This is a genomic window from Duganella aquatilis (assembly GCF_009674565.1).
GTDB lineage: Bacteria > Pseudomonadota > Gammaproteobacteria > Burkholderiales > Burkholderiaceae_D > Rugamonas > Rugamonas aquatilis.
Genome location: NZ_WKJL01000001.1, coordinates 1 through 20,864, shown reverse-complemented (window position 1 = coordinate 20,864; position 20,864 = coordinate 1). Strand labels below are relative to the sequence as shown.

Genomic DNA, 20,864 nt, shown 5'->3' with positions numbered 1-20,864 from the left:
AGCAACACTTTAATCACAGCGCGGCCAGCCAGCCGCGCTGTTTTTCATTGATCCAAGCCAACAATCGGCACATAATCGGCAGGTGGAAACGACGGTAAACAGCGGCTTTCAGCGCGGTTACAAATTATTTTCAAGAAATTTCCATGCAGCATTTAATGTCCTTCCATCTACGGTCGTCTTGTACTTGGGAGAGCGCAAAAGATTCGTTGCTCCGAACTGAATCCACCTACCAGGAGTTATTTCATGCTGAGCCTTCACACCAACGCTGCGGCCCTTTCCGCACAGAACTCGATCTCCCGCACCCAGTCGGCGCTGTCGACCTCGCAGACCCGCCTGAGCACCGGCTTCCGTGTCAATTCCGCAATGGATGACGCTGCAGGCCTGCAAATCGCCACCCGTCTGAAATACCAGACCAGCGGCATGACCGTTGCAATGCGCAACACCCAGAACTCGATCTCGCTGATGCAGACCGCCGAAGGCGCGCTGGACGAGACCACCACCATTCTGGTCCGCATGAAAGATCTGGCCACCCAGGCTGCCGACGGCTCGTCGAACGACGCCGACCGCACCTCGATGCAAGCTGAATTCGATGCACTGACCAACGAACTGACCAACATCGTCGGCAACACCACCTTCGGCGGCCAGAAACTGTTCAACACCGACAGCACCACCACCACCTCGACCTTCCAGAACGCTTCGCTGACCTTCCAGATCGGCGCGTCGACCGGCGAGACCCTGAAGTTCGACCTGACCACCCAGGTCAGCGCCATGCAGAGCGCCATCGGCGCCGCTGCCACCAACTTCACCACCACCGGTGTCGCCGGCACCGTACCAGGCAGCGAACTGTCGACTTCGGCTGACTCCGCTAACTCCTTCATCGACCTGCTGGCCAGCGCGATTGACTCGGTGTCGGTGGTACGTTCGAACCTGGGTGCGACCTCGAACCGCCTGGAACACGTGTACAACAATCTGGCCAACGTGTCGACCAACACCAAGGCTGCGGAAGGCCGCATCATGGACACCGACTTCGCAGCGGAATCGTCCAACATGACCTCGGCACAGATGCTGCTGCAGGCCGGCACCGCGATGCTGAAGCAGTCGAACAGCACCTCGTCGCTGGTTATGTCCCTGCTGCAGTAATAATCGTAGTAGTATCCGGATACGAAGGTATCCGGATGACCAAGGGCCAACCGCGTACATTCCGGTTGGCTTTTTTTATACCCGCAAGACTGGACTCTCCGCCTGATGGCTTTAGACCGCATCGGACCTACCCTACGCCCGCTGGGCGTCCCGGACCGGCAGCCCGCACAGCCAGGCCCGGCCGCGCGCGCGCCGGCGCAGGCCCCAGTCGATCCCGAATTCCCGCTTGCCCCGCCGCCACCGCTGCTGCCGTCCGGCGCCGCGCCGGTCGGCGCCATCCCGGACGCCCAGGAAGCCCACGTCCTGCCGCCGGGCGGCCTGGAAGCGCTGGCCGATGCGCTGGCCGACGTCCCCAGCGCCACCGACCCGGCCGCGATGCGCCCGAACCAGGTATTCCTGTCGCGCCAGCTGGTGTGGCAACCGCCCGACACCGCCATGATGGCCGCCTCCTGGCAGGTCATGGTGCGCACCTACAGCGAGCAGCGCGCCGCCTGGCTGGAACAAACCACCGGCCAGCACATTCCCGCCAGCCTGTTCCTCAGCGACCAGATTCCCGCCGGCAGCCGCGACGGCCGCCCGGGCTTGCCGATGCTGACCGAAATGGAACCGTGGCGCTTTGCCGTCTATGCCTGGGGCGACCGGCGGCTGGTGCTGCGGGTGGTGGTGATAGACGATGACGAATACGAACGCCAGCGGCGCAAGCGCGCCCGCGCCGCGCTGCGGCTGGAACTGACGCTGCCCGAGGTCGGGCGCGTGGTGATCCAGCTGGAACCGTCCAGCGGCGCCGGCGTGGTAATGGAGGTCGGCGCGGCCCAGACCTCGGCCATGCAGCACATGCGCGAAATCCTGCCGCAGCTGGCCGCCACGGTCGGCCGCCTCGGCCTGACCATCCTGCGTTGCCGCCTGCGGCGCGAATTGCCGCCCTCCAGCGGCGAACATCCCTACCCCAGCCGCATGCAGACGGCCGGCCTGACGCCGGCCATCTTCCATGCCATGGCAGCGGTGGCAACACTGCTGTCACAGCCGGCGATTCCCGATGAAGTGCAATGATTGCCGGGTTTCGTGCCGTACATGCTAGCCAGACAGAAAGCCGCTCGGTTATGATCGCCTGAGCCTGATCCACTCCTCACTTTTTCCTATCCATGGCAAATACATCCCACGTCGAACAGCTGTTCCGGCAAGCTATCCAGTACCATAGCGACGGCAATTTGGCCCAAGCCCTGCAAGCATACGAGCAGGTGCTGCGGCTGGACCCCAACCATTTCGACGCGCTGCACAACACCGGCATCGCCGCCTTCCAGAGCGGCAATTTCGACGCCGCGGCCAGCTTCATCCGCTCGGCCCTGAAGGTCGATGCCGACCATGCCGGCGCGCACAGCAACCTCGGCAACGCGCTGCGCGAGCTGCAGTTCATGGATGATGCGCTGCAAAGCTATGACCGCGCGCTGGCGCTGACCGGCGACGACGCCAACACCCTGTTCAACCGCGCCGTCACGCTGCAGTCGCTGATGCGCAACGACGAGGCGCTGCAAGCCTACGACCAGGTGCTGGCCCTGGCCGCGGATGACGACCAGGCCTGGAACAACCGCGCGCTGCTGCTGTGGCAGGCCCGCCAATACGATCTGGCGCTGCTCAACGCCGACCAGGCGCTGCAGCTCAATCCGCAGGCGCCTGACGCCCACCTCAACCGCGGCAATATCCTGCGCGACACCGGCAACCCGGACAGCGCCGAGCACAGCTATCGCCAGGCGCTGGCGCTGGCGCCGGAGTACCCCGACGCCCATTACAACCTCGGCCGGCTGCTGCTGGCGCAGGGCCGCGCCGACGAGGCGCTGCAGGCGCACGACGAGGCCTTGCGCCTGCAGCCGCAGCTGGTCCAGGCGCAGCGCCAGCGCGCCCTGGCGCTGCAGCAATTACAGCGCACCGAGGACGCCCAGCAGGCCGAGCAGGCCGCGCTGGCATTGCAGGGGCAACTGCTGGCGGCCTACCGCCAGCAAGCCCACCGGCTGGGGCAGCTGGCCCAGCACGGCTCGGCCGCCGCACTGTATGCGGCGGCGCTGGAACTGGACAGCAGCGACACCGAACTGCAGCAACTGCATGCGGCCGCGCTCGACAACAGCAAGCAGCACGACGCGGTGCTGACCAGCCTGCGCCATGCGCTGGCGCTGAAGATGGAACGCGCCGCCCGCCATGGAGCGGCCGAGCTGGTTGCGGATACCGATCAGGAAAAGGATTACGAAAAAGCCCGCGTCGCGCTGGAAAAGCTGATCAAGATGGCGCCGAATAATCCGCTCGCCTACATCAACCTGGGCAGCATCCTGAACAAGCTGGGCTTCAACGATCAGGCGCTGGCCAGCTACGACCGCGCGCTGGCGATGGATGCGAACCTGCCGCTGGCCATGTGGAACCGTTCCTTGCTGCTGCTGGCGCGCGGCGATTACGAGCGCGGCTGGCAAGGCTATGAGTACCGCTGGGTGGCCAAGGACCTGGCGCTGTCGAAAGCCAAGCGCCACTTCCTGAAGCCGCAATGGACCGGGCGCGAATCGCTCAAGGGCAAGACCATCCTGCTGCATGCCGAACAGGGTCTGGGCGACGCCATCCAGTTCAGCCGCTTCGCCAAGACCATCCAGCAGCGCGGCGCCCGCGTGGTGCTCGAAGTGTGGGCGCCGCTGATACCGCTGATGCGGACGCTGGAGGGGGTCGACCAGCTGATCGAGTCCGGCACCGACCGGCCGCCGGCGTTCGATTATCACATCCCGCTGCTCAGCCTGCCGCATGCGCTGAACACCCGGATCGACACCATCCCGTCCGCGCCGTTTTATCTGCGCAGCGATCCCGCCAAGCGCGAGCAATGGAGCGCCGAACTCGGCTTCTCGACCAAGCTGCGCGTCGGCGTCGTGTGGAGCGGCAGCGCCACCCACGGCAATGACCATAACCGCACCCTGCCGCTGTCGGCGCTGGCGCCGCTGTTCAACGAGGACTACGAATTCATCTGCCTGCAAAAGGAAATCCGGCCGGCCGACAAGGAACTGCTGGACACGCTGCCGGTGCGCCAGGTCAGCCACTTGCTGAACAACTTCGGCGACACCGCCGCGTTGTGCGACCTGATGGACGTGGTGATCACGGTCGACACCAGCGTGGCCCACCTGGCGGGCGCGCTCGGCAAGCCGTTCTGGGTCATGCTGCCCACCCCGTTCGAATGGCGCTGGCTGGAACACGGCAGCACCAATCCGTGGTATCCGAGCGCCACCCTGTTCCGCCAGCGCCAGATCGGCGACTGGGCGCCGGTGGTGAACGACGTCATCGCCGCCCTGAACGCCCTGCCGCCGCCGGCCGCGCCCACCACCTTCCAGCTGCACACCAGCTGATGCGCCCCGAGACCTGAACCGCCAACCACAGATCATGACCAGTCATCAACCACAAGCATCCCACCACATCAGCGCGCCGGCCAGTCCGGCCGCCGTCGCCTGCCCGGTCTGCAGCATCGAGACCGTGCCGCACGACGTTGTCGATTTCAGCAAGAATTGCGAGGAGGCGCGCCAGCGTTTCCTGCCGCTGGCGGGCTGGCCGATTTACTACCACCGCTGCCCGGATTGCGGCTTTGTATTGGCGCCCGAGTTCCGCCAGTGGTCGGACCAGGATTTCCAGCAGCATATCTATAACGAGCGCTACGCCGAGATCGACCCCGACGCCCTCAGCAAGCGGCCGGCGGCCAACGCCGACCTGCTGCGGCAGCTGTTCGGCGGCTCGCACAAGGAAATCCGCCACCTGGACTACGGCGGCCACGGCGCGCTGTCGGGCGCGCTCGCCGAACAAGGCTGGGACTCGGCCGCCTATCAGCCTGTTCCGCACGACCCACAGCGCCTTGCCGACCTGGGAAAATTCAATCTGATCAGCGCGTTCGAGGTATTCCAGCGCGCGCCCGATGTCAATCAGCTGATGCAAAACCTCGCCGCCCTGATGGAAGACGAGTGCATGGTGCTGTTCTCGACGCTGCTGACGGATGGGACGGTCAAGCCGAACACCCGCCTGACCTGGTGGTATGCGGCGCCGCGCAACGGCCATGTCAGCCTGTATTCGCGGCAAAGCCTGACGCTGCTGGCCGAGCAGCACCATCTGCAATTCGGCAGCTTCAATAACGGCCTGCACTGCCTGTTCAACCAGCTGCCGGCCTGGGCGGCCCGCCTGCTGACTCCCAAGCAGACTTAGCCGACCGTGCCGATGATGCTGACTTCGCGGTTTTCCGGAATCTCGTTATAGGACAGCACATGCAGGCCGGGCGCGAACAGGCGCGCATAGCGCGCCAGCAGCGGCCGGATCTGCGGCAGCACCAGCAGCAGCGGCGGCGTCGCCTGCTGCCGCATCTGTTCGCGCGCCACCGGCATGTTGACCTGCAGCTGCGCCAGCAGGTGCGGGTCGATCGGATAGTTGTCCAGCACCACCTTGCCGCTCTGGCGCGCCTGATTCAACGATCCCAGCAGCATGTTCTCCAGGTCGCCGCCAAGGTTGAAGGCCTGCATCTCGGTCTTCTGGCCGAACAGGCCGGTGACGATCTGGCGCCGCAGCGCGCAGCGCACCTCGGCCGCCAGCAGGATCGGATCCTTGGTGGTTTCCGAGCTGTCGACCAGCGTGGTGGCGATCGGCACGATATCCTTCAACGAGACGTTTTCCGCCAGCAGCACGCGAAACACGCGCAGCATCTGGGTCGGCGTCAGCGCCTTGTCGAGCGTCGCCGACAGCTTGGGCGACACCGCGCTCAGGCGCTCCATCATGGCCGGCACGTCCTCGTGGCGGAACAGCTCCGGCAGGTATTCGCGGATCAGCTTGGACAGATGGGTGGCGATCGCGCTTGGCGTTTCCACCACCTGGTAGCCCAGCCCCAGCGCGTTGGCCTTCTCGCTGGTCTCGATCCAGGTCACCGGCATGCCGTAGGCCGGCTCGATGCCGGGGATGCCGTCGATCTGGCCGTACACATTGGGCGACGGGATCGCCATCAGGCGGTCGGCAAACACCTCGGCCTGGGCCACCACGCTGCCCGACAGGATCACCGAATACTGGGTCGGCTTCAGGCCGAGGTCGTCGCGCACGCCGATCGGCGGCAGCAGCAGGCCCATGGCTTCCGAAATGCTCTGGCGCACGCCGCGGATGCGCTTGGTCAGCGGCTCGCCGTGCGCCTTGTCGATCAGGCCCACCAGCTTGTAGCCCACCGCCAGCTGCAGCGGCTGCACCGCCGGCAGGTTGGCCCAGTCCAGCTCGGGCACGCGGTCGTCGCGCAGCGCCGCCTCGATCGCATCGATATGGCTGGTGTCGGGCGCCTTGACCCGGTTCAGCAGCTTCCAGCCGACATACGCCAGCACCAGCGCGAACGGACCGAACATCTGCCATGGCATGCCCGGCACCAGCGCCAGGATCAGCATCATGCCGGCCGCGCTCAGCATCACCTGTGGCGAGGTCAGCACCTGGCTGCTGACCTGCTGCTCGAAGTCGCCGGAGTCGGAGATACGGGTCACAAGGATGGCGGCCGCGGCCGACAGCAGCAGCGCCGGGATCTGCGCCACCAGGCCGTCACCGATGGTCAGCAGCGCGTATTGCTTGAAGGCGTCGCCGAACGACATGTCCTGCATCAGCGCGCCGATCGCCACGCCGCCGACCATGTTGATGATCAGGATCAGGATCGAGGCCACGGCGTCGCCGCGCACGAACTTGGAGGCGCCGTCCATGGCGCCGTAGAAGTCGGCTTCCGAAGCGACGTCCATGCGGCGCTGCTGGGCTTTTTCCTGGTTGATCAGGCCGGCGTTCAGGTCGGCGTCGATCGCCATCTGCTTGCCCGGCAGCGCGTCCAGCGTGAAACGCGCCGACACTTCCGAGATCCGCTCGGCGCCCTTGGTCACCACCATGAAGTTGATGATCATCAGGATCACGAACACCACGATGCCGACCACGTAGTTACCGCCCACCACCACGTTGCCGAAGGCCTCGATCACGTGGCCGGCGGCGGCCGTGCCTTCATGGCCGTGCAGCAGCACCACCCGGGTCGACGCCACGTTCAGCGTCAGCCGCAGCATGGTGGTGGCCAGGATCACCGTCGGGAACACCGAGAAGTCCAGCGGCCGGCGCGCCGACACCGACACCAGGATCACAATCAGCGCCAGCACGATATTGAACGTGAACATCACGTCCAGCAATACCGGCGGCAGCGGCAGGATGATCATCGCCAGTATCATCAGCAGGAATGCCGGGGTGGCAAACTTGTGGCGACGTGCCTCCGCAATCAGCGTCTTCAAAAAATTCACTGCTTAACCTCGCTCATGGATGTGGGCACAACAACTTCATGTTCATTTGGACGCACCGGCTCGGCGTTACGCCGTCCGGCACGGAAAGCCTGCAACTGCAGCACATAGTTCAGCACCTGCGACACCGCCTGGTACAGCTGCACCGGGATCTGCTGGTTGACCTGGCTGGTGTTGTAGATGGCGCGCGCCAGCGGCGGCAGCTCCATCACTTCGATCTGGAATTCGGCCGCCAGCTGGCGCAGGTACAGCGCCATCTCGTCGACGCCCTTGGCCACCACGAACGGCGCCTCGGCCTTGCCGAGGTCGTATTTCAGCGCCACCGCATAGTGCTCCGGGTTGACGATCACCACGTCGGCGGTCGGCACCGTCTTGCGCGCGCTGCGGCGCGCCATGGCGCGCTGCAGCTGGCGGATGCGGCCCTTGACCTCGGGCCGGCCCTCGGTCGACTTGTGTTCTTCCTTCAGGTCCTGCTTGCTCATGCGCTGGTTCTTGGCGAAGAAGAAGGCCTGCGCCGGCACGTCGATCAGGGCGAAGATGATGAACACCGCCACCATCGACATCAGGCCGTCGAGCATCAGGTTGGAGCCGGACATCATGGCCTGCCCCATCGGCATCATCTGCAGCTGGGTGTACTGCGGCACGGTCGAGCGCGCCACGTGGACGAGCACGGCGATCAGCACCGCCGCCTTGCCGATCGAGATCAGCAGCTCGAACGCGTGCTTGCCGGAGAACAGGCGGCCGATATTGCCGATCGGGCTCATACGCGACAGCTTGGGCTCCCAGTTCTTCATCGAGATCACCCAGCCGCCCGGCACCATGGCGCCCAGCACGATGAACAGCGGCACCACGAACAGCGGCAGCAGCATCTTGATCAGCAGCCACATCGAGTTGCTGAACACGATGGACATGGCGTTGTCGATGGCGCCGTCGCTGTCGAGCGGGGCAAAGCTCTGGTGGAACAGCTCGTTGAATTCGGCCATATAGGACGGCAGCAGGTAGACAAACAGTTTCAGGCTGACCAGGATGCCGATCGCGGTCGACAGGTCGCGCGAACGCACCACCTGCCCTTCCTGGCGCGACTTCTTCAGCTTCTGCTGTGAAGCCTTTTCTGTTTTATCGCCGGTGCTGTCGTCAGCCATGGATGGCCACCTGCATCTGCTGGCGTATCATCTCCAGCACCATATTGGTCATGCGCACATAGTGCTCGGGAATGAAGCGCACCATCTGCGCCAGCATCAGCAGGCCGAAGATGGTGATCACCGAAAAGCCCAGCGCGAACAGGTTGAGCGCCGGCGCCACGCGGTTCAGGAAGCCGAAGCCGATCTGCACCACCATGGTGGAAAACACCACCGGCAGCGCCAGCAGCATGGCGGCCGAAAAGATCCAGGCCACGTTGTAGGCCACCGTCTGCATCAGCAGCGGGCCGAAGCCGTGGCCCAGCGGCCAGGCGCGGAAGCTCTGGCCGATCACGTTGGCGATCACCAGGTGGCCGTCGATCGAGAAGAAAACGATGATGGCCAGGGTCGACAGCAGCGCCGAGGTGACGTCCGACGACTGGCCGTTCATCGGGTCGTTCATCACCGCCATCGACATGCCCATCTGCGACGACACCATGAAACCGAGCACGCCGATGACCGACATCGCGAAGTGGAAGGCCAGGCCCAGCACGAAGCCGATCAGGCCCTGCTCGATGGTGGCCACCACGCCGTGCATGGAGAAGGGATTGATCGCCGCCGCCCCCCAGTCGACGCCGCTGGTCAGCGGCATCATGATGATGGCCAGCACCAGCGCGATCAGGATGCGCACCGTGGTCGGCGTCACCGCCTCGCCCAGCACCGGGGCGCCGAGGAACATCGCCAGGATGCGGCAGAACGGCCACCACAGGGCGGTCAGCATCGGCAGCAGCTGGGCGAAGATGGCTTCCATGGCGGCGTCGTGAACTTCGGGCTAGCCGACCAGGGTGGCGGCGCGGGTAAAGATGGACACGCAGAAATCCATCAGCAGGGTCGACATCCAGCGCCCGGCCAGGATCACCGCCAGCAGCGTGATGAGCAGCCTGGGCAGGAAACTCAGCGTCTGCTCGTTGATCTGGGTGGCGGCCTGGAACAGCGCCACCAGCAGGCCGGTGATCAGTCCCGGCACCACCAGGATCACCACCAGCAGCATGACGATGTGCAGCGACTCCACCACCAGGTCGACGGCAATTTCGGGTGTCAGCATGGGGCGTCCTATCAGTAAGCCTGGATGCTCGTCACGAGCGTGTTGACGGTCAGGGTCCAGCCGTCCACCAGCACGAACAGCAGCAGCTTGAACGGCAGCGAAATCACCAGCGGCGACAGCATCATCATGCCCATCGCCATCAGCACCGACGACACCACCAGGTCGATCACCAGGAACGGGATGAACAGCATGCAGCCGATCTGGAACGCGGTCTTCAGCTCGGACAGCACGAAGGCGGCCAGCTTGACGGTGAACGCGTGCTGCGCCGGCTCGGTGATCTTGTCCTCGCCGGCCAGGTGGGCGATCTGCTGCAGCGCCGCCTTGCTGGTCTGCGCCAGCATGAAGCGCGCCACCGGCTTTTCAGCGATCTGCAGCGCGGTCTCCAGGCCGATCTTGTCCTGGTCGTAGGGCACGAAGGCCTCGGTCCAGATCTGGTCGCCGATCGGCCGCATCACCAGCAGGGTCAGGATCAGCGCCACGCCGGTGATGATGCGGTTGGGCAGGCCCTGCTGCAGGCCCAGGGCCTGGCGCAGCAGCGACAGCACGATCACGAAGCGGGTAAAGCTGGTCATCATCATGACCATCACCGGGAGCAAGCCCAGCAAGGTCATGATGATCAGGATCTGCATCTTGACCGTCAGTTCGGTCTTGGCGCCCGGCACCACATTGGCCAGCAGATCGACCGCCTGGGCCGGCGCACAGGCCAGGCCCAGCAAGGCGGCAGCCGGCGCGGCCAGAAGCAGGCGGCGGCGCCACTGCGCGTTCAAGCCCCAGGTCATGGGGTCATCATGTCCAGATTCAGGCCGTCGAGGTCGATCACTTTGAGGCCGTAGTTTTCGCCCGCCACCACCACTTCGGCGCGGCCGATGGCGGTGCCGTTCACCTTGATGACCAGCGGCTCGCCGGCCAGCACGTCGAGTTCCACCACGCTGTCGGCGCCGATGTTCATCAGCTCTTCCAGCGAGATGCGGGCCGAGCCCACTTCCAGCGTCAGCGTCACCGGGATCTTGCGCATCATGGCCGGCAGGTCGCGGCGCGGCGCGGCCGGCGCGATGTCAGTCAGCTCGTTGCCGGGCTGATCGATGATCATCTCTTCCGACAGGTCTTCCAGCAGGGCGTCGCTAGGGTTGGCTACGTTCATGTTCATCATTATTCTGCGTCTTCAAAAGAGGTTAAACAGAGTTTGCCTTTGTGCTCGGTGACGGCGGCCGTAAACAGGCGCGACTCTTCGAGCAGCACGTCCGCTCTGGCCAGGCTGATCGGGATCACGTCGCCCACCTGCAAGTCGTACAGGGCGCCCAGCGACACTTCCTTGCTGGCCAGGCGGCCGATCAGGCCGACCTGCAGGCGCTGCGCCAGCGGCGCCGCGACCTTGGCTTTCTTGCCGGCGTCGCGGTCGCGCAGCAGGCCGCGCAGCACGCTGGCCATCAGCTGCTTGTCGAGCGCAAACCAGAACTGCCCGGTGGCGCCGCTGGTGACGTCGGCCACGGTGACGGTAATCACCCAGCTGCCCTTGGGCGGATGCGAGCCAGGACCGGGCTTGAATTCATTGTCGGCGGCCTCGCCGGCGGGCTTGTCGCCGGCCGGCAGGTTGAGCTCGATGCGGCCGGCCAGCGTGCCGGCCAACTGTTGCCCCAGCACCACAGCGAGCCGCTCCTCGGTGGCGGTGACGCGCACCATGTTCTCGTCAACGGCGGCGGTGTCGGCCTTGGCGCCGCTGCCGTAGCGGAAATTGAGCACGCTGAGCAGCACCTTGCGCTCCAGCGAAAACGCGATCTGCCCGGCCGGCGCGGCAAAACTCAGCCAGCGACTGCGGATCTCGTTGCCCTCCAGGCGGGTGAAGGCGACGTCGTCCACCTGGAAGCCGCCCCAGTAGCGGCGGTTCATGTTCAGGCGCATGGACTGCGTCAGATCGTCGCGCAACTGGGCCGCAAAGATATGCAGCAAATGCACCGGACGGCCCAGCAGGCTGGGGTCCAGTACTTGATGTTGCGTCTGTTTTGTCGTTGTCATGTATTGTCCATGGCAGTTAATTCTTTCCTACTCCACCATCATCGCACTATCCAGCTAAAAACTGGTTACTTCCCGCGCACTATTTTGGCTTAGTTCCTAATCGTAACTTAAAGTAGGACGATCTCGGTAGCAGCATACATCATAATTCACATTATTGCTAATATACAATATTTGGTCGAAAAATTATCTTGCAGGCAAATATCCCTTTACAAGGAAGTTGCCAGCCGGTAAGCTTACTTCAGCTTGTCAGCCTTTACGCTGCTCTGCAACAAACATGAACAAATGGCGCTTAGTGAATGATTTATAACGGTATTTGCATTCTCGGAACTGTTTCAGCCGCTACAAAATGTTACAGTTCGGAAAATTTAATTTCAGTTCGTCAGCAGCAGTGACCAACCTGGCCACCCATCCGCGACGCCGAGCATCTGCTCACCTGCGGCGTCCGAGTTTGACTGACATGGCTACACTATCTTTCTTACAAGACTGTGACATGCGCAACGGATGTGTAGCGCCTTTGGTATAGGACACGAGAATATCTGTCACATGGGCTTGCTGCTTAGCGGCAATCTCGATAAGGTAGTCATCTGGATACAACGCGGTAAAAACGCTGCAAAAACGGGGGTAGCAAGATGAGTAATTTTTCCAGCCTGATACAGGCCGATCTGGCGTCGCTGACCAATGCGGCGCACAACCTGGCCAGCAGCACCAGCATCGCAGCCGCCAGCCAATTCGGCGCGCCTGACGCCCAGCACACTTCCTCCTTCGCCCAGTCGATGCAGGGCGCCATCGACTCGGTCAACCAGCAGGATGTCGACGCCGGCCAGAAAATGGCCGACGTCGATTCCGGCAAGAGCGATGACCTGGTCGGCGCCATGCTGTCCAGCCAGGACGCCAGCCTGTCCTTCTCGATGTTGATGCAGGTGCGCAACAAAGTCATGGGCGGCCTCGACGAACTGATCAAATTACCGCTGTAAGCCTCCGCGAAAGCAATCAACGTGATTAACACCATCAAGTCCGCCTTCGACCGCTGGCGCGCGAACCCGACGGCGCCATCGCTGTCCCCTGCCCTGCTGAAAACCCTGTACCCGCTGCTGATCCTGGCCATCGGCCTGACCGCGCTGGCCATGATGTATATGTGGAGCAGCCAGTCCAGCTACAAGCCGGTGTTTGGCGCGCGCGAGAAGGTCTCGGCGCCGGACATGATGACCGTGCTCGACACCGACCACATCCCCTACCGCATCCACCCGGAAAGCGGCCAGGTGCTGGTGCCGGAATCGATGCTGGGCAAGGTGCGCATGCTGCTGGCCGCCAAGGGCGTGACCGCGCAGCTGCCGGCCGGCCTGGAACTGATGGACAAGAACGACCCGCTGGGCGTGTCGCAGTTCGTGCAGGACGTGCGCTTCCGCCGCGGCCTGGAAGGCGAGCTGGCGCAATCGATCATGACGCTGGACGCGATCTCGCACGCGCGCGTGCACCTGTCGATCGCCAAGTCGACCTCGTTTGTTTCCTCGGACGGCGACAAGTCGTCGGCGTCGGTGGTGGTGGCGCTGAAACCGGGCGCCACGCTGCAGCCTGAAGCGATCGCCGCCGTCGTCAACATGGTGGCCGGCAGCGTCGCCAGCCTGTCGCCGTCGCGCGTCAGCCTGGTCGACCAGAGCGGCAACCTGCTGTCGGCCCACATCGACCTGGCCGACGGCTTCGACGCCGGCACCAGCGGCAACGACGCCGCCAAGCGCTACCAGGACGAAGTCAAGAACAACATCAAGGGCCTGATCGGCCCGGTCATCGGCGACGACAACTACCGCATGTCGGTGGCGGCCGCGGTCGACAACGACCGCGTCGAGGAAACCGTCGAGAAATACGGCGCCGATCCGAAAGTCACCAGCGAAGCCATGCGCGAAGAGCAGGACCGCAACCGCATGGTGATGGGCGTGCCGGGCACGCTGTCGAACCGGCCGCCGCCGGCCGCCGCCAATCCGGCCGCCGCCGCCCAGCAGACCGCCGGCGGCGCCGCCGATCCGAACGCCGCCCCGGCCGACGGCACCGCGCGCAAGAACGCCACCACCCGCCAGTACGCCTACGACCGCAGCATCGTCCAGACCAAGCGCAGCCGTGGCCGCCTGGAGAAACTCAGCGTCGCCGTGGTGCTGGCCCAGGCCGCCGCGCCGACGCCGAAAACCGGCTGGAGCGCCGCTGAAATCGCCAACATCGACAAGATCCTGCGCAACGGCCTGGGCATCAACGCCGAGCGCGGCGACCAGCTGGTGGTGTCGGCCATGAACTTCCCGCCGAAAGCGGCGCCGGTCGCATGGTGGGAAGAGCGCGACAACATCGTCGACGTCAGCAAGTACGCGATCTACGCGGTCGGCGCCCTGCTCGGCTATTTGTTGCTGCTGCGCCCGATCATGCGCCTGGTCACCGTGCGCTTCACGCCGGACCCGAAAGAAACCGCGCGCATCAACGCCGAACGCCGCGCCGCCGAACAGGCCGCCGTGGCCGCCGCCAAGGAAGCCAAGGAAGCCGCCGCCAAGGAACAGGCGGTGCTGGCCGACGGCGCCGCGACGGGCGCTCCGGCCCTGGGTGGCACGGTCCAGACCGGCATGCCGGTGGTGCCGCTGCTGGAAAATTACGATCTGCCGCCGCCAGGCTCGGCCGTCGACGTCATGGTCGACCACCTGAAAGTGCTGGCCGCGAAAGAACCGGAACGCGTAGCCGAAGTCGTCAAACAATGGATGCAGAAAAATGGCCGAACTCAATAACATGGATGATGATGGCGGCGAATACGCCATGCCGACCAAGCTGACGCCGGTGGAGCAGGCAGCCATCGTGCTGCTGAGCATCGGTGAGGAGCCGGCCGCGGCCGTGCTGCGCTGCCTGTCGCGCGAGGAACTGCTGGAAGTCACGCAGGTGATGTCGCGCATGAGCGGCATCAAGGTCGAATCGGTGAAGAACGCGATGCAGAAGTTCTTCGACGACTACCGCGAACAGTCGGGCGTGCACGGCGCCTCGCGCAGCTACCTGAAGCGCTCGCTGGACCTGGCGCTGGGCGGCGACCTCGCCAACACCGTCTTGAACAACATCTACGGCGACGAACTGCGGCCGAAGATGGCGCGCCTGCAATGGGCCTCGCCGAAATGGCTGGCCGAATACATCTCCAACGAACACGTGCAGATGCAGGCGGTGTTCCTGGCCTTCCTGCCGGCCGCGCTGGCCGGCCAGATCATCGACGGCCTGCCGCAGGACACGCGCGACCTGGTGCTGCTGAACCTGGCGCGCATGGAAGAAGTCGACGCCGACCTGCTGCAGGAGCTTGACGAGCTGGTGGACCGCTGCCTGAGCTCCTTCGATTCGCAGGGCACCAGCGTCGAAGGCATCCGCCAGACCGCCGAGATCCTCAACCGTTTGCCAAGCAACCGCGCGCAGATGGTCGAACTGCTGCGCGCCCACGATCCGGACGTGGTGTCCAAGATCGAGCTGTCGATGTACGACTTCTTCATCCTCGGCAACCAGACCGAACAGGCCATCACCCGCATCCTGGAAGACGTGCCGCTGGAGCAATGGGCGATCGCGCTCAAGGGCGCCGACATCGCGGTGCGCGACGCCGTGCTGAAAACCATGCCGAAACGCCAGGCTCAGGCCTTCGAGGACATGATGCGCCGCGCCGGTCCGGTGCCGATGTCGCGTATCGAACAGACGCGCCAGGAAATCATGGCCACCGTCAAGGCGCTGGCCGACGCCGGCGAAGTCGAGATCCAGCTGTTTGCTGAACAGGTGGTGGAATGAAGCAGTTCCGCCCTTACCGCTTCCCGCCGCTGGCACAGTTCACCACCCAGCGCGCCGCCGCGGCGGCCGCGCACGGTCACAGCCACAACGGCCATGGCGGCGACGGCGGCGCCCAGTGGGCCGCCTCGGTCAGCGAAGGCTTTGAACAGGGCCAGCGCGACGGCTACGAGATCGGTCTCGCGCGCGGCCAGGAAGACGGCTTTGAAGCCGGCCGCCAGTCCGGCCAGGAACAGGGCCGCGAAGAAGGCCGCCACGAAACCCTGGTGGCCTACGACCAGATGGCGCGCCCGGTCGACGCCATGCTGAAAAGCCTGAAGAAACTGCGTTCCGACTACCGCGCCGCCCAGCGCAAGGAAGTGGTCGACCTGGTGGCGAAAGTCGCACGCCAGGTGATCCGCGCCGAACTGGCCTTGCAGCCGGTGCAGCTGATGGCGCTGGTGGAGGAAACCCTGGCGTCGATGCCGCCGACCCGCGATGAAATCGATGTCTTCCTGAATCCGGAAGAACTGAAGCGCATTGCCGAACTCGATCCGAAACGTTCCAAGCGCTGGAATCTGATCCCCGATGCCCGTCTTGAGGTAGGGGAATGCCGCATCAAAGCAGGCGATAATGAAGTCGATGCCGGTTGCCATCAACGTCTTGCGGCGGTCATGGAACAGGTCGATAATCAACTGCAGATCGCCGACAGCGGCGATGAACCGGAGGTCGAAGAGTGATCGCTGATGCCTTACGCAATCTCGAACTGGGTTCGGTACCCATGGCGACCCCGACGGGCCGCCTGGTGGGCGCGTCCGGTTTGTTGCTTGAGGCCGTGGGTTGCCCTTTGCATACGGGTCAGCGTTGCCAGATTGAGACAGTCGGCGGCGAATGGCTGGACGCGCAGGTGGTCGGTTTTCGCGAGAAGCTGTCCTTCCTGATGCCGTTCAAGAAAGCCGTGGGCCTGACCACCGGCGCGCGCGTGCTGCCCTCCCCTGAAAAAGTCAGCCTGCAGATCGGCTCCAGCTGGCTGGGCCGCATGGTCAACGGCCTCGGCGAACCGATCGACGGCCTCGGCAAGCTGGGCGGCGACTTTCCGCTGGAGACCCAGCCGCCGCGCATCCATCCGCTGAAGAAAAAACCGGTCACCGAACCGCTCGACGTCGGCGTGCGTGCCATCAACGCCATGCTGACCCTGGGCAAGGGCCAGCGCGTCGGCCTGATGGCCGGCTCCGGCGTCGGCAAATCCGTGCTGCTGGGCCTGATGACGCGCCAGACCGTGGCCGACGTCGTCGTGGTCGGCCTGATCGGCGAACGTTCGCGCGAGGTGCGCGAGTTTGTCGACATGTCGCTGGGCAAGGAAGGCTTGCAGAAAGCCGTGCTGGTGATCGCGCCGGCCGACGAAAGCCCGCTGATGCGCGTCATGGCCACCGAACTGTGCCACTCGATCGCCGCCCACTACCGCGACCAGGGCAAGAATGTGCTGCTGCTGGTCGACTCGCTGACCCGCTATGCGATGGCGCTGCGCGAAGTGGCGCTGGCGCTGGGCGAGCCGCCGGCCACCAAGGGTTATCCGCCGTCGGTGTTCTCCAACCTGCCGCAGCTGGTGGAATCGGCCGGCAACGGCGAAAACCAGAACGGCAGCATGAGCGCCATCTACACCGTGCTGGCGGAGGGCGACGACCAGCAGGACCCGGTGGTCGACACCGCCCGCGCGATTCTCGACGGCCACATCGTCATGACCCGCGAGCTGGCCGAGCGCGGCCACTACCCGGCGATCGACATCGCCGCCTCGATCAGCCGCTGCATGGCGCAGGTGATCGACCACGAGCACATGATGGCGGCGCGCGCGCTGAAGGCCAGCATGGCGCGGCACGACCGCGTGCGCGACCTGATTCCGCTGGGCGCCTACGTGCCCGGCGCCGACCCGGTGACCGACAAGGCGGTGCAGTTGCACCCCAAGGTCGAGGATTTCCTGTGCCAGGGCACCAAGGAAGAAGCGCCTTTCGGCCCCTGCATTGCGCAACTTGAAAAGCTGATGACACCATGAGCCAACAAAAAATCCGTAACCTGACCACCCTGGTGGCGCTGCGCAACACGGAAGTGGAGCGCCTGCAGACCGAGATGGCGGAAAAGACCAGTGTGCGCGACCGCTACCAGAAGAACCTGGAGCGCCTCACCAGCCTGTACACCAACAGCGGCGCCAGCGGCAATCTGCACCCTGCCCTGGCCGGCAACTGCGGCGACTACAAGCAGGCGGTGATGGCGATGGCCGACAGCCACCGGCTCGACCTGCACATGCACGAGGCCGATATGGCGGTTTCGCAACAGGCGCTGAATGCCGCCTGGGCCCGGCGCGAAGTCATGGGCAAGGTGCTGGACAAGACGCAAAAGGTGGTGAATGCGCAGCAAAACGCCAAAGAACGCAAACAACATGACGAACTGGCAACACAATTGTGGCTGCGCGGCCAAAAGTAAGCGCCGTTACAAAAAAAAGTTCGGAATATTTTCATACGGAAACGATTAAGGTCGCCCTATATCGGGGTACACTTGATTATCCTTTCCAGGAGCAAAACCATGGCAGTCATCAGTAGCCCAACTTACGATCCGACCACCACCGCGACCAATCTGGCCAACGCCTATGTGGCGCCGACCAAGGCTATCTTGGACAAGCAGACCACTCAGGCCACGGCCGTGGGCACCGGCTTGACCACGCTGAGCGCGGCGTTGAGCGCATTCCAGGGCACGCTGCAGGGCCTGGCCAGCAGCACCTCGTCGGTGAGCGCCACCAAGGCCGCCTTCAGCAACACCAGCGTCGCCACCGCCACCGCCAAGCCGACCGCCGCCGCCGGCACCTATTCGTTCTACGTCCAGCAGTTGGCCACGGCCGGCCAGATGGCTTACAACATTCCCGCCGTCACCAACGCCGGCGGCAGCATGTCGATCGCGCTGAACGCCGGCGCCCCGATCGGGGTCGACCTGACCGCTGCCGACAGCAACAACGACGGCTTCCTGAGCGCCAAGGAACTGGCGGCCGCCATCAACGCCTCGCCCGACAACAAGTCGCGCATCACCGCCTCGACCATCACCGTCAACAATGTCCAGCAGCTGGTGCTGACCTCCAACCTGACCGGCAAGGACAACGCCGTGGCGGCGATCACCACCGCAGGCGGCGCTGACGGCGGCCTGACCAGCGCCGTGGGCGCCGGCAACACGTTGACCGACGCCACCAACGCCATCGTCTGGGCCGGCGGCAAGAACGGCACCAAGGTCGAACAGGCGTCCAACACCTTCAACATCGTTGACGATGTTTCGTTCACCGTGACCCAGGCGCAAGGCGTCAACGACGCTGCGGTTTCGCTGACGGTGGGCCCGGACAACTCGACCACCGCCAGCAATGTGCAGAAGTTTGTCGACGCCTACAACACCCTGCTGGCCGCGCTCAACAAGCTGACCGCGCCCGGCGACCACACCGTGGTCGAGTCCACCGACCCCAACGGCACGCCGACCGCGACCGCGGAAGACGCCGCCTTCTACAACGACGCCGGCGTCACCAATCTGCGCGACCGCCTGGGCAGCATCCTGCGTTCCGTGACCGGCGGCCAGTCGCTGATCAGCTTCGGCATCACCGCCACCAAGGACGGCTCGCTGACCCTGGATTCGAACCGCCTGAACAAGGCCATCGCCGCCAATCCAACCGGCCTGGACACGCTGTTCGGCCGCGCCGGCATCGGCGTCGACTCGGGCGCGCTGGGCGCGATGAACAAGCTGGTCACCTCGTGGACCACCAGCGCCGGCGGCTTCATTTCCCAGCGCACCACCCAGAACGACAAGCTGCAAAGCGACCTGGCCGACCGCCAGGCCACGGTCAAGGACCAGTTCACCAACGCCTACAAGCGTTACCTGGCGCAGTTCACCGCCTTGCAGCAATTGCAATCGTCGATGACCAGCACCTCGAATATGTTCACGGCGATGTTCTCGTCGGACAGCAGCAGCTAATAAACAAGCAACTTTGACACAATGCGGTGCATACCATGATGAACCAGGAAGCCTACAGCAGTTACCACTCCACCAATCTCGACACCCAGGTCGCACGGGCGTCGCCGATTGAACTGGTGCTGGTGCTCACCGACGGCTTGCTCGAAGAGCTGGCGCGCGCGCGCGGCCATATCGTCGGCAAGCGCTACGAGCTCAAGGCCAACAGCCTGAACAAGTGCACCGACATCATCAACGGTCTGTCCAGCTCGCTGGACTTCGACAACGGCGGCGAGGTGGTGCAAAACCTCGGCCGCCTGTATGAATACTGCGCCGGCCGGCTGTACACGGCCGGCGTCAGCCTGGACCCGACCATCATCGACGAGGTCACCACCCTGCTGACGACGATCAAGAAAGGCTGGCTCGGCGTCCAGGAAATCCAGGCGAAAAATGGATAGACAGCGCACCCTGCTGCAACTGACGCAGAAAATGAGCGCCGCCATCGCTGCCCAGGACTGGCAGGCGCTGACGGCGATTAACACTTTATTGGGCACCGCGCTGCCGCAGATGGCGGCGCAGGGCAAGTGGAACAGCGCGGAATGGGCCGCCCTGGCGGCGCTGCGCCAGATGCACGAAGAAGCCGTCAAGCGCTGCAATCTCGCCACCGATGAACTGGCGCAGAAACTGCAGCAAATGCAGGCAAACCAAGAGGGCTGGCTGGCTTACGCCCTCGAAAGCGAATACGCATAAACGGAATCCAAGCATGACCATGACACTCTCCAGCGCTACGGCCGCGGCCAAAGCCGCGCAAGCCGAACTCACCGCACCGGTGGCCGCCAACAATGCGGCGTCCGTCGCCGCCAACGGCGGCAAGAGCACGGCCACGTCCGCCAAATCGGCGAACGGCAGCGGCAGCAACAACGACAGCGCCAACAGTGCCAGGAACAGCAACGCCGGCGGCAAGAGCAGCGGCACGACCGCCCAGGCCAGCCAGAAGCCGGCGCCGACCGCCACGCCGCAGCCTGAACGCAGCAACACGGCCGATGCCGCCGCACAGTCGGCCCAGGCTGCCGCTGCCGCCGCCAGCGCCGCCGCCCCGGTGGCCGCCCCGCTGTTCTCCCAGCTGCTGAACCTGGCCGACGTGGCCAATGCCGCCAAGACCGACGACAGCGGCACCGGCGAGGACACCGCCAAGACCGCCGATGAGGCTGCCACCGGTTCCGGCAGCGCCGCTGCCGGCGACGTGCTGCCGGCCATGATCAGCTCGCTGCTGAATGTGGCGCTGCCAGTGTCAAGCGCGCCGGTCGCCAGCGATGCCGCCGGCCGCAGCGACGCCGTCAGTGCCGTCTCGACCCTGAGCGCCAACGCCACCCGCCTCAACCTGGCCGCCGCCAGCGTTGCCGTCACGCCAGCTACGCCGGCAGCCGATGACGCCGCCGCCGCAGCGGCCGCCGCCAAGGCCGC

General features: G+C 64.7%; 20 protein-coding genes and 1 pseudogene. 14 read left to right on the top strand and 7 right to left on the bottom strand.

Annotated features, from left to right (window positions below):
- Window positions 1-243 precede the first annotated feature (243 nt).
- The 4 genes from GJ698_RS00105 (at window position 244) to GJ698_RS00090 (ending at window position 5,349) form a co-directional block, all read left to right on the top strand.
- A complete protein-coding gene (locus GJ698_RS00105) occupies window positions 244-1,140 on the top strand; it encodes a flagellin N-terminal helical domain-containing protein (protein ID WP_154355573.1) in 897 nt (298 codons plus the stop codon).
- A 105-nt stretch (window positions 1,141-1,245) separates the two neighbouring features.
- Window positions 1,246-2,190 (top strand): hypothetical protein, encoded by a 945-nt coding sequence (locus tag GJ698_RS00100; RefSeq protein WP_154355572.1) that lies wholly within the window; start codon window positions 1,246-1,248, stop codon window positions 2,188-2,190.
- Between the two features lie 92 nt (window positions 2,191-2,282).
- Complete coding sequence (locus GJ698_RS00095) at window positions 2,283-4,508, top strand: tetratricopeptide repeat protein (protein ID WP_154355571.1); 2,226 nt, start codon at window positions 2,283-2,285, stop codon at window positions 4,506-4,508.
- Between the two features lie 34 nt (window positions 4,509-4,542).
- Window positions 4,543-5,349: a class I SAM-dependent methyltransferase gene (locus GJ698_RS00090; RefSeq protein WP_154355570.1), complete on the top strand. Its 807-nt coding sequence runs from the start codon at window positions 4,543-4,545 to the stop codon at window positions 5,347-5,349.
- Here the strand turns inward: GJ698_RS00090 and GJ698_RS00085 are convergent.
- The 7 genes from GJ698_RS00085 to GJ698_RS00055 are packed head-to-tail and all read right to left on the bottom strand — an operon-like array spanning window position 5,346 to window position 11,666.
- Window positions 5,346-7,433, bottom strand: a complete 2,088-nt coding sequence (locus GJ698_RS00085; protein WP_371865074.1) for a flagellar biosynthesis protein FlhA — start codon at window positions 7,431-7,433, stop codon at window positions 5,346-5,348. The genes GJ698_RS00090 and GJ698_RS00085 overlap by 4 nt on opposite strands.
- Entirely contained in the window at window positions 7,430-8,572 is a 1,143-nt protein-coding gene (locus tag GJ698_RS00080) for an EscU/YscU/HrcU family type III secretion system export apparatus switch protein (RefSeq protein ID WP_154355568.1), read from the bottom strand. The genes GJ698_RS00085 and GJ698_RS00080 overlap by 4 nt, the downstream gene beginning before the upstream one ends.
- Entirely contained in the window at window positions 8,565-9,359 is a 795-nt protein-coding gene (locus tag GJ698_RS00075) for a flagellar biosynthetic protein FliR (protein ID WP_154355567.1), read from the bottom strand. The genes GJ698_RS00080 and GJ698_RS00075 overlap by 8 nt, the downstream gene beginning before the upstream one ends.
- 21 nt (window positions 9,360-9,380) lie before the next feature.
- Entirely contained in the window at window positions 9,381-9,653 is a 273-nt protein-coding gene (fliQ, locus tag GJ698_RS00070) for a flagellar biosynthesis protein FliQ (RefSeq protein WP_154355566.1), read from the bottom strand.
- 11 nt (window positions 9,654-9,664) lie between these two features.
- Window positions 9,665-10,432, bottom strand: coding sequence for a flagellar type III secretion system pore protein FliP (gene fliP, locus GJ698_RS00065; RefSeq protein ID WP_154355565.1), 768 nt, complete (start codon window positions 10,430-10,432; stop codon window positions 9,665-9,667).
- Window positions 10,429-10,800 carry a FliM/FliN family flagellar motor switch protein gene (locus tag GJ698_RS00060; protein WP_208023740.1) on the bottom strand — a complete coding sequence of 124 codons (372 nt, stop codon included), beginning with the start codon at window positions 10,798-10,800 and terminating at the stop codon, window positions 10,429-10,431. The genes fliP and GJ698_RS00060 overlap by 4 nt, the downstream gene beginning before the upstream one ends.
- A gap of 2 nt (window positions 10,801-10,802) precedes the next feature.
- The gene (locus tag GJ698_RS00055; RefSeq protein ID WP_154355563.1) at window positions 10,803-11,666 is read right to left on the bottom strand and encodes a FliM/FliN family flagellar motor switch protein; all 864 of its coding nucleotides are present in this window, start codon (window positions 11,664-11,666) and stop codon (window positions 10,803-10,805) included.
- A 629-nt stretch (window positions 11,667-12,295) separates the two neighbouring features.
- Here GJ698_RS00055 and fliE point away from each other — a divergent pair.
- From fliE to GJ698_RS00005, 10 genes and pseudogenes are all read left to right on the top strand, one after another.
- Window positions 12,296-12,640 carry a flagellar hook-basal body complex protein FliE gene (gene fliE, locus GJ698_RS00050; RefSeq protein ID WP_154355562.1) on the top strand — a complete coding sequence of 115 codons (345 nt, stop codon included), beginning with the start codon at window positions 12,296-12,298 and terminating at the stop codon, window positions 12,638-12,640.
- Between the two features lie 21 nt (window positions 12,641-12,661).
- A complete protein-coding gene (gene fliF, locus GJ698_RS00045) occupies window positions 12,662-14,425 on the top strand; it encodes a flagellar basal-body MS-ring/collar protein FliF (RefSeq protein WP_371865073.1) in 1,764 nt (587 codons plus the stop codon).
- Window positions 14,409-15,449, top strand: a complete 1,041-nt coding sequence (locus GJ698_RS00040; RefSeq protein WP_154355561.1) for a flagellar motor switch protein FliG — start codon at window positions 14,409-14,411, stop codon at window positions 15,447-15,449. Before fliF ends, GJ698_RS00040 begins: the two co-directional genes overlap by 17 nt.
- Window positions 15,446-16,165: a flagellar assembly protein FliH gene (fliH, locus tag GJ698_RS00035; protein WP_154355560.1), complete on the top strand. Its 720-nt coding sequence runs from the start codon at window positions 15,446-15,448 to the stop codon at window positions 16,163-16,165. Before GJ698_RS00040 ends, fliH begins: the two co-directional genes overlap by 4 nt.
- Entirely contained in the window at window positions 16,162-17,475 is a 1,314-nt protein-coding gene (fliI, locus tag GJ698_RS00030; RefSeq protein ID WP_371865072.1) for a flagellar protein export ATPase FliI, read from the top strand. The genes fliH and fliI overlap by 4 nt, the downstream gene beginning before the upstream one ends.
- A complete protein-coding gene (gene fliJ / locus GJ698_RS00025; protein ID WP_154355558.1) occupies window positions 17,472-17,903 on the top strand; it encodes a flagellar export protein FliJ in 432 nt (143 codons plus the stop codon). The genes fliI and fliJ overlap by 4 nt, the downstream gene beginning before the upstream one ends.
- Window positions 17,904-18,002: 99 nt before the next feature.
- On the top strand, window positions 18,003-19,424 hold the full coding sequence (gene fliD, locus GJ698_RS00020) for a flagellar filament capping protein FliD (RefSeq protein ID WP_154355557.1): 1,422 nt from the start codon (window positions 18,003-18,005) through the stop codon (window positions 19,422-19,424).
- Window positions 19,425-19,459: 35 nt separating this feature from the next.
- Window positions 19,460-19,858, top strand: coding sequence for a flagellar export chaperone FliS (gene fliS, locus GJ698_RS00015; protein WP_154355556.1), 399 nt, complete (start codon window positions 19,460-19,462; stop codon window positions 19,856-19,858).
- Window positions 19,851-20,150 (top strand): hypothetical protein, encoded by a 300-nt coding sequence (locus GJ698_RS00010; RefSeq protein WP_154355555.1) that lies wholly within the window; start codon window positions 19,851-19,853, stop codon window positions 20,148-20,150. Before fliS ends, GJ698_RS00010 begins: the two co-directional genes overlap by 8 nt.
- A 13-nt stretch (window positions 20,151-20,163) precedes the next feature.
- Window positions 20,164-20,864 (top strand): annotated as a pseudogene (locus GJ698_RS00005) (flagellar hook-length control protein FliK); the annotation flags it as partial.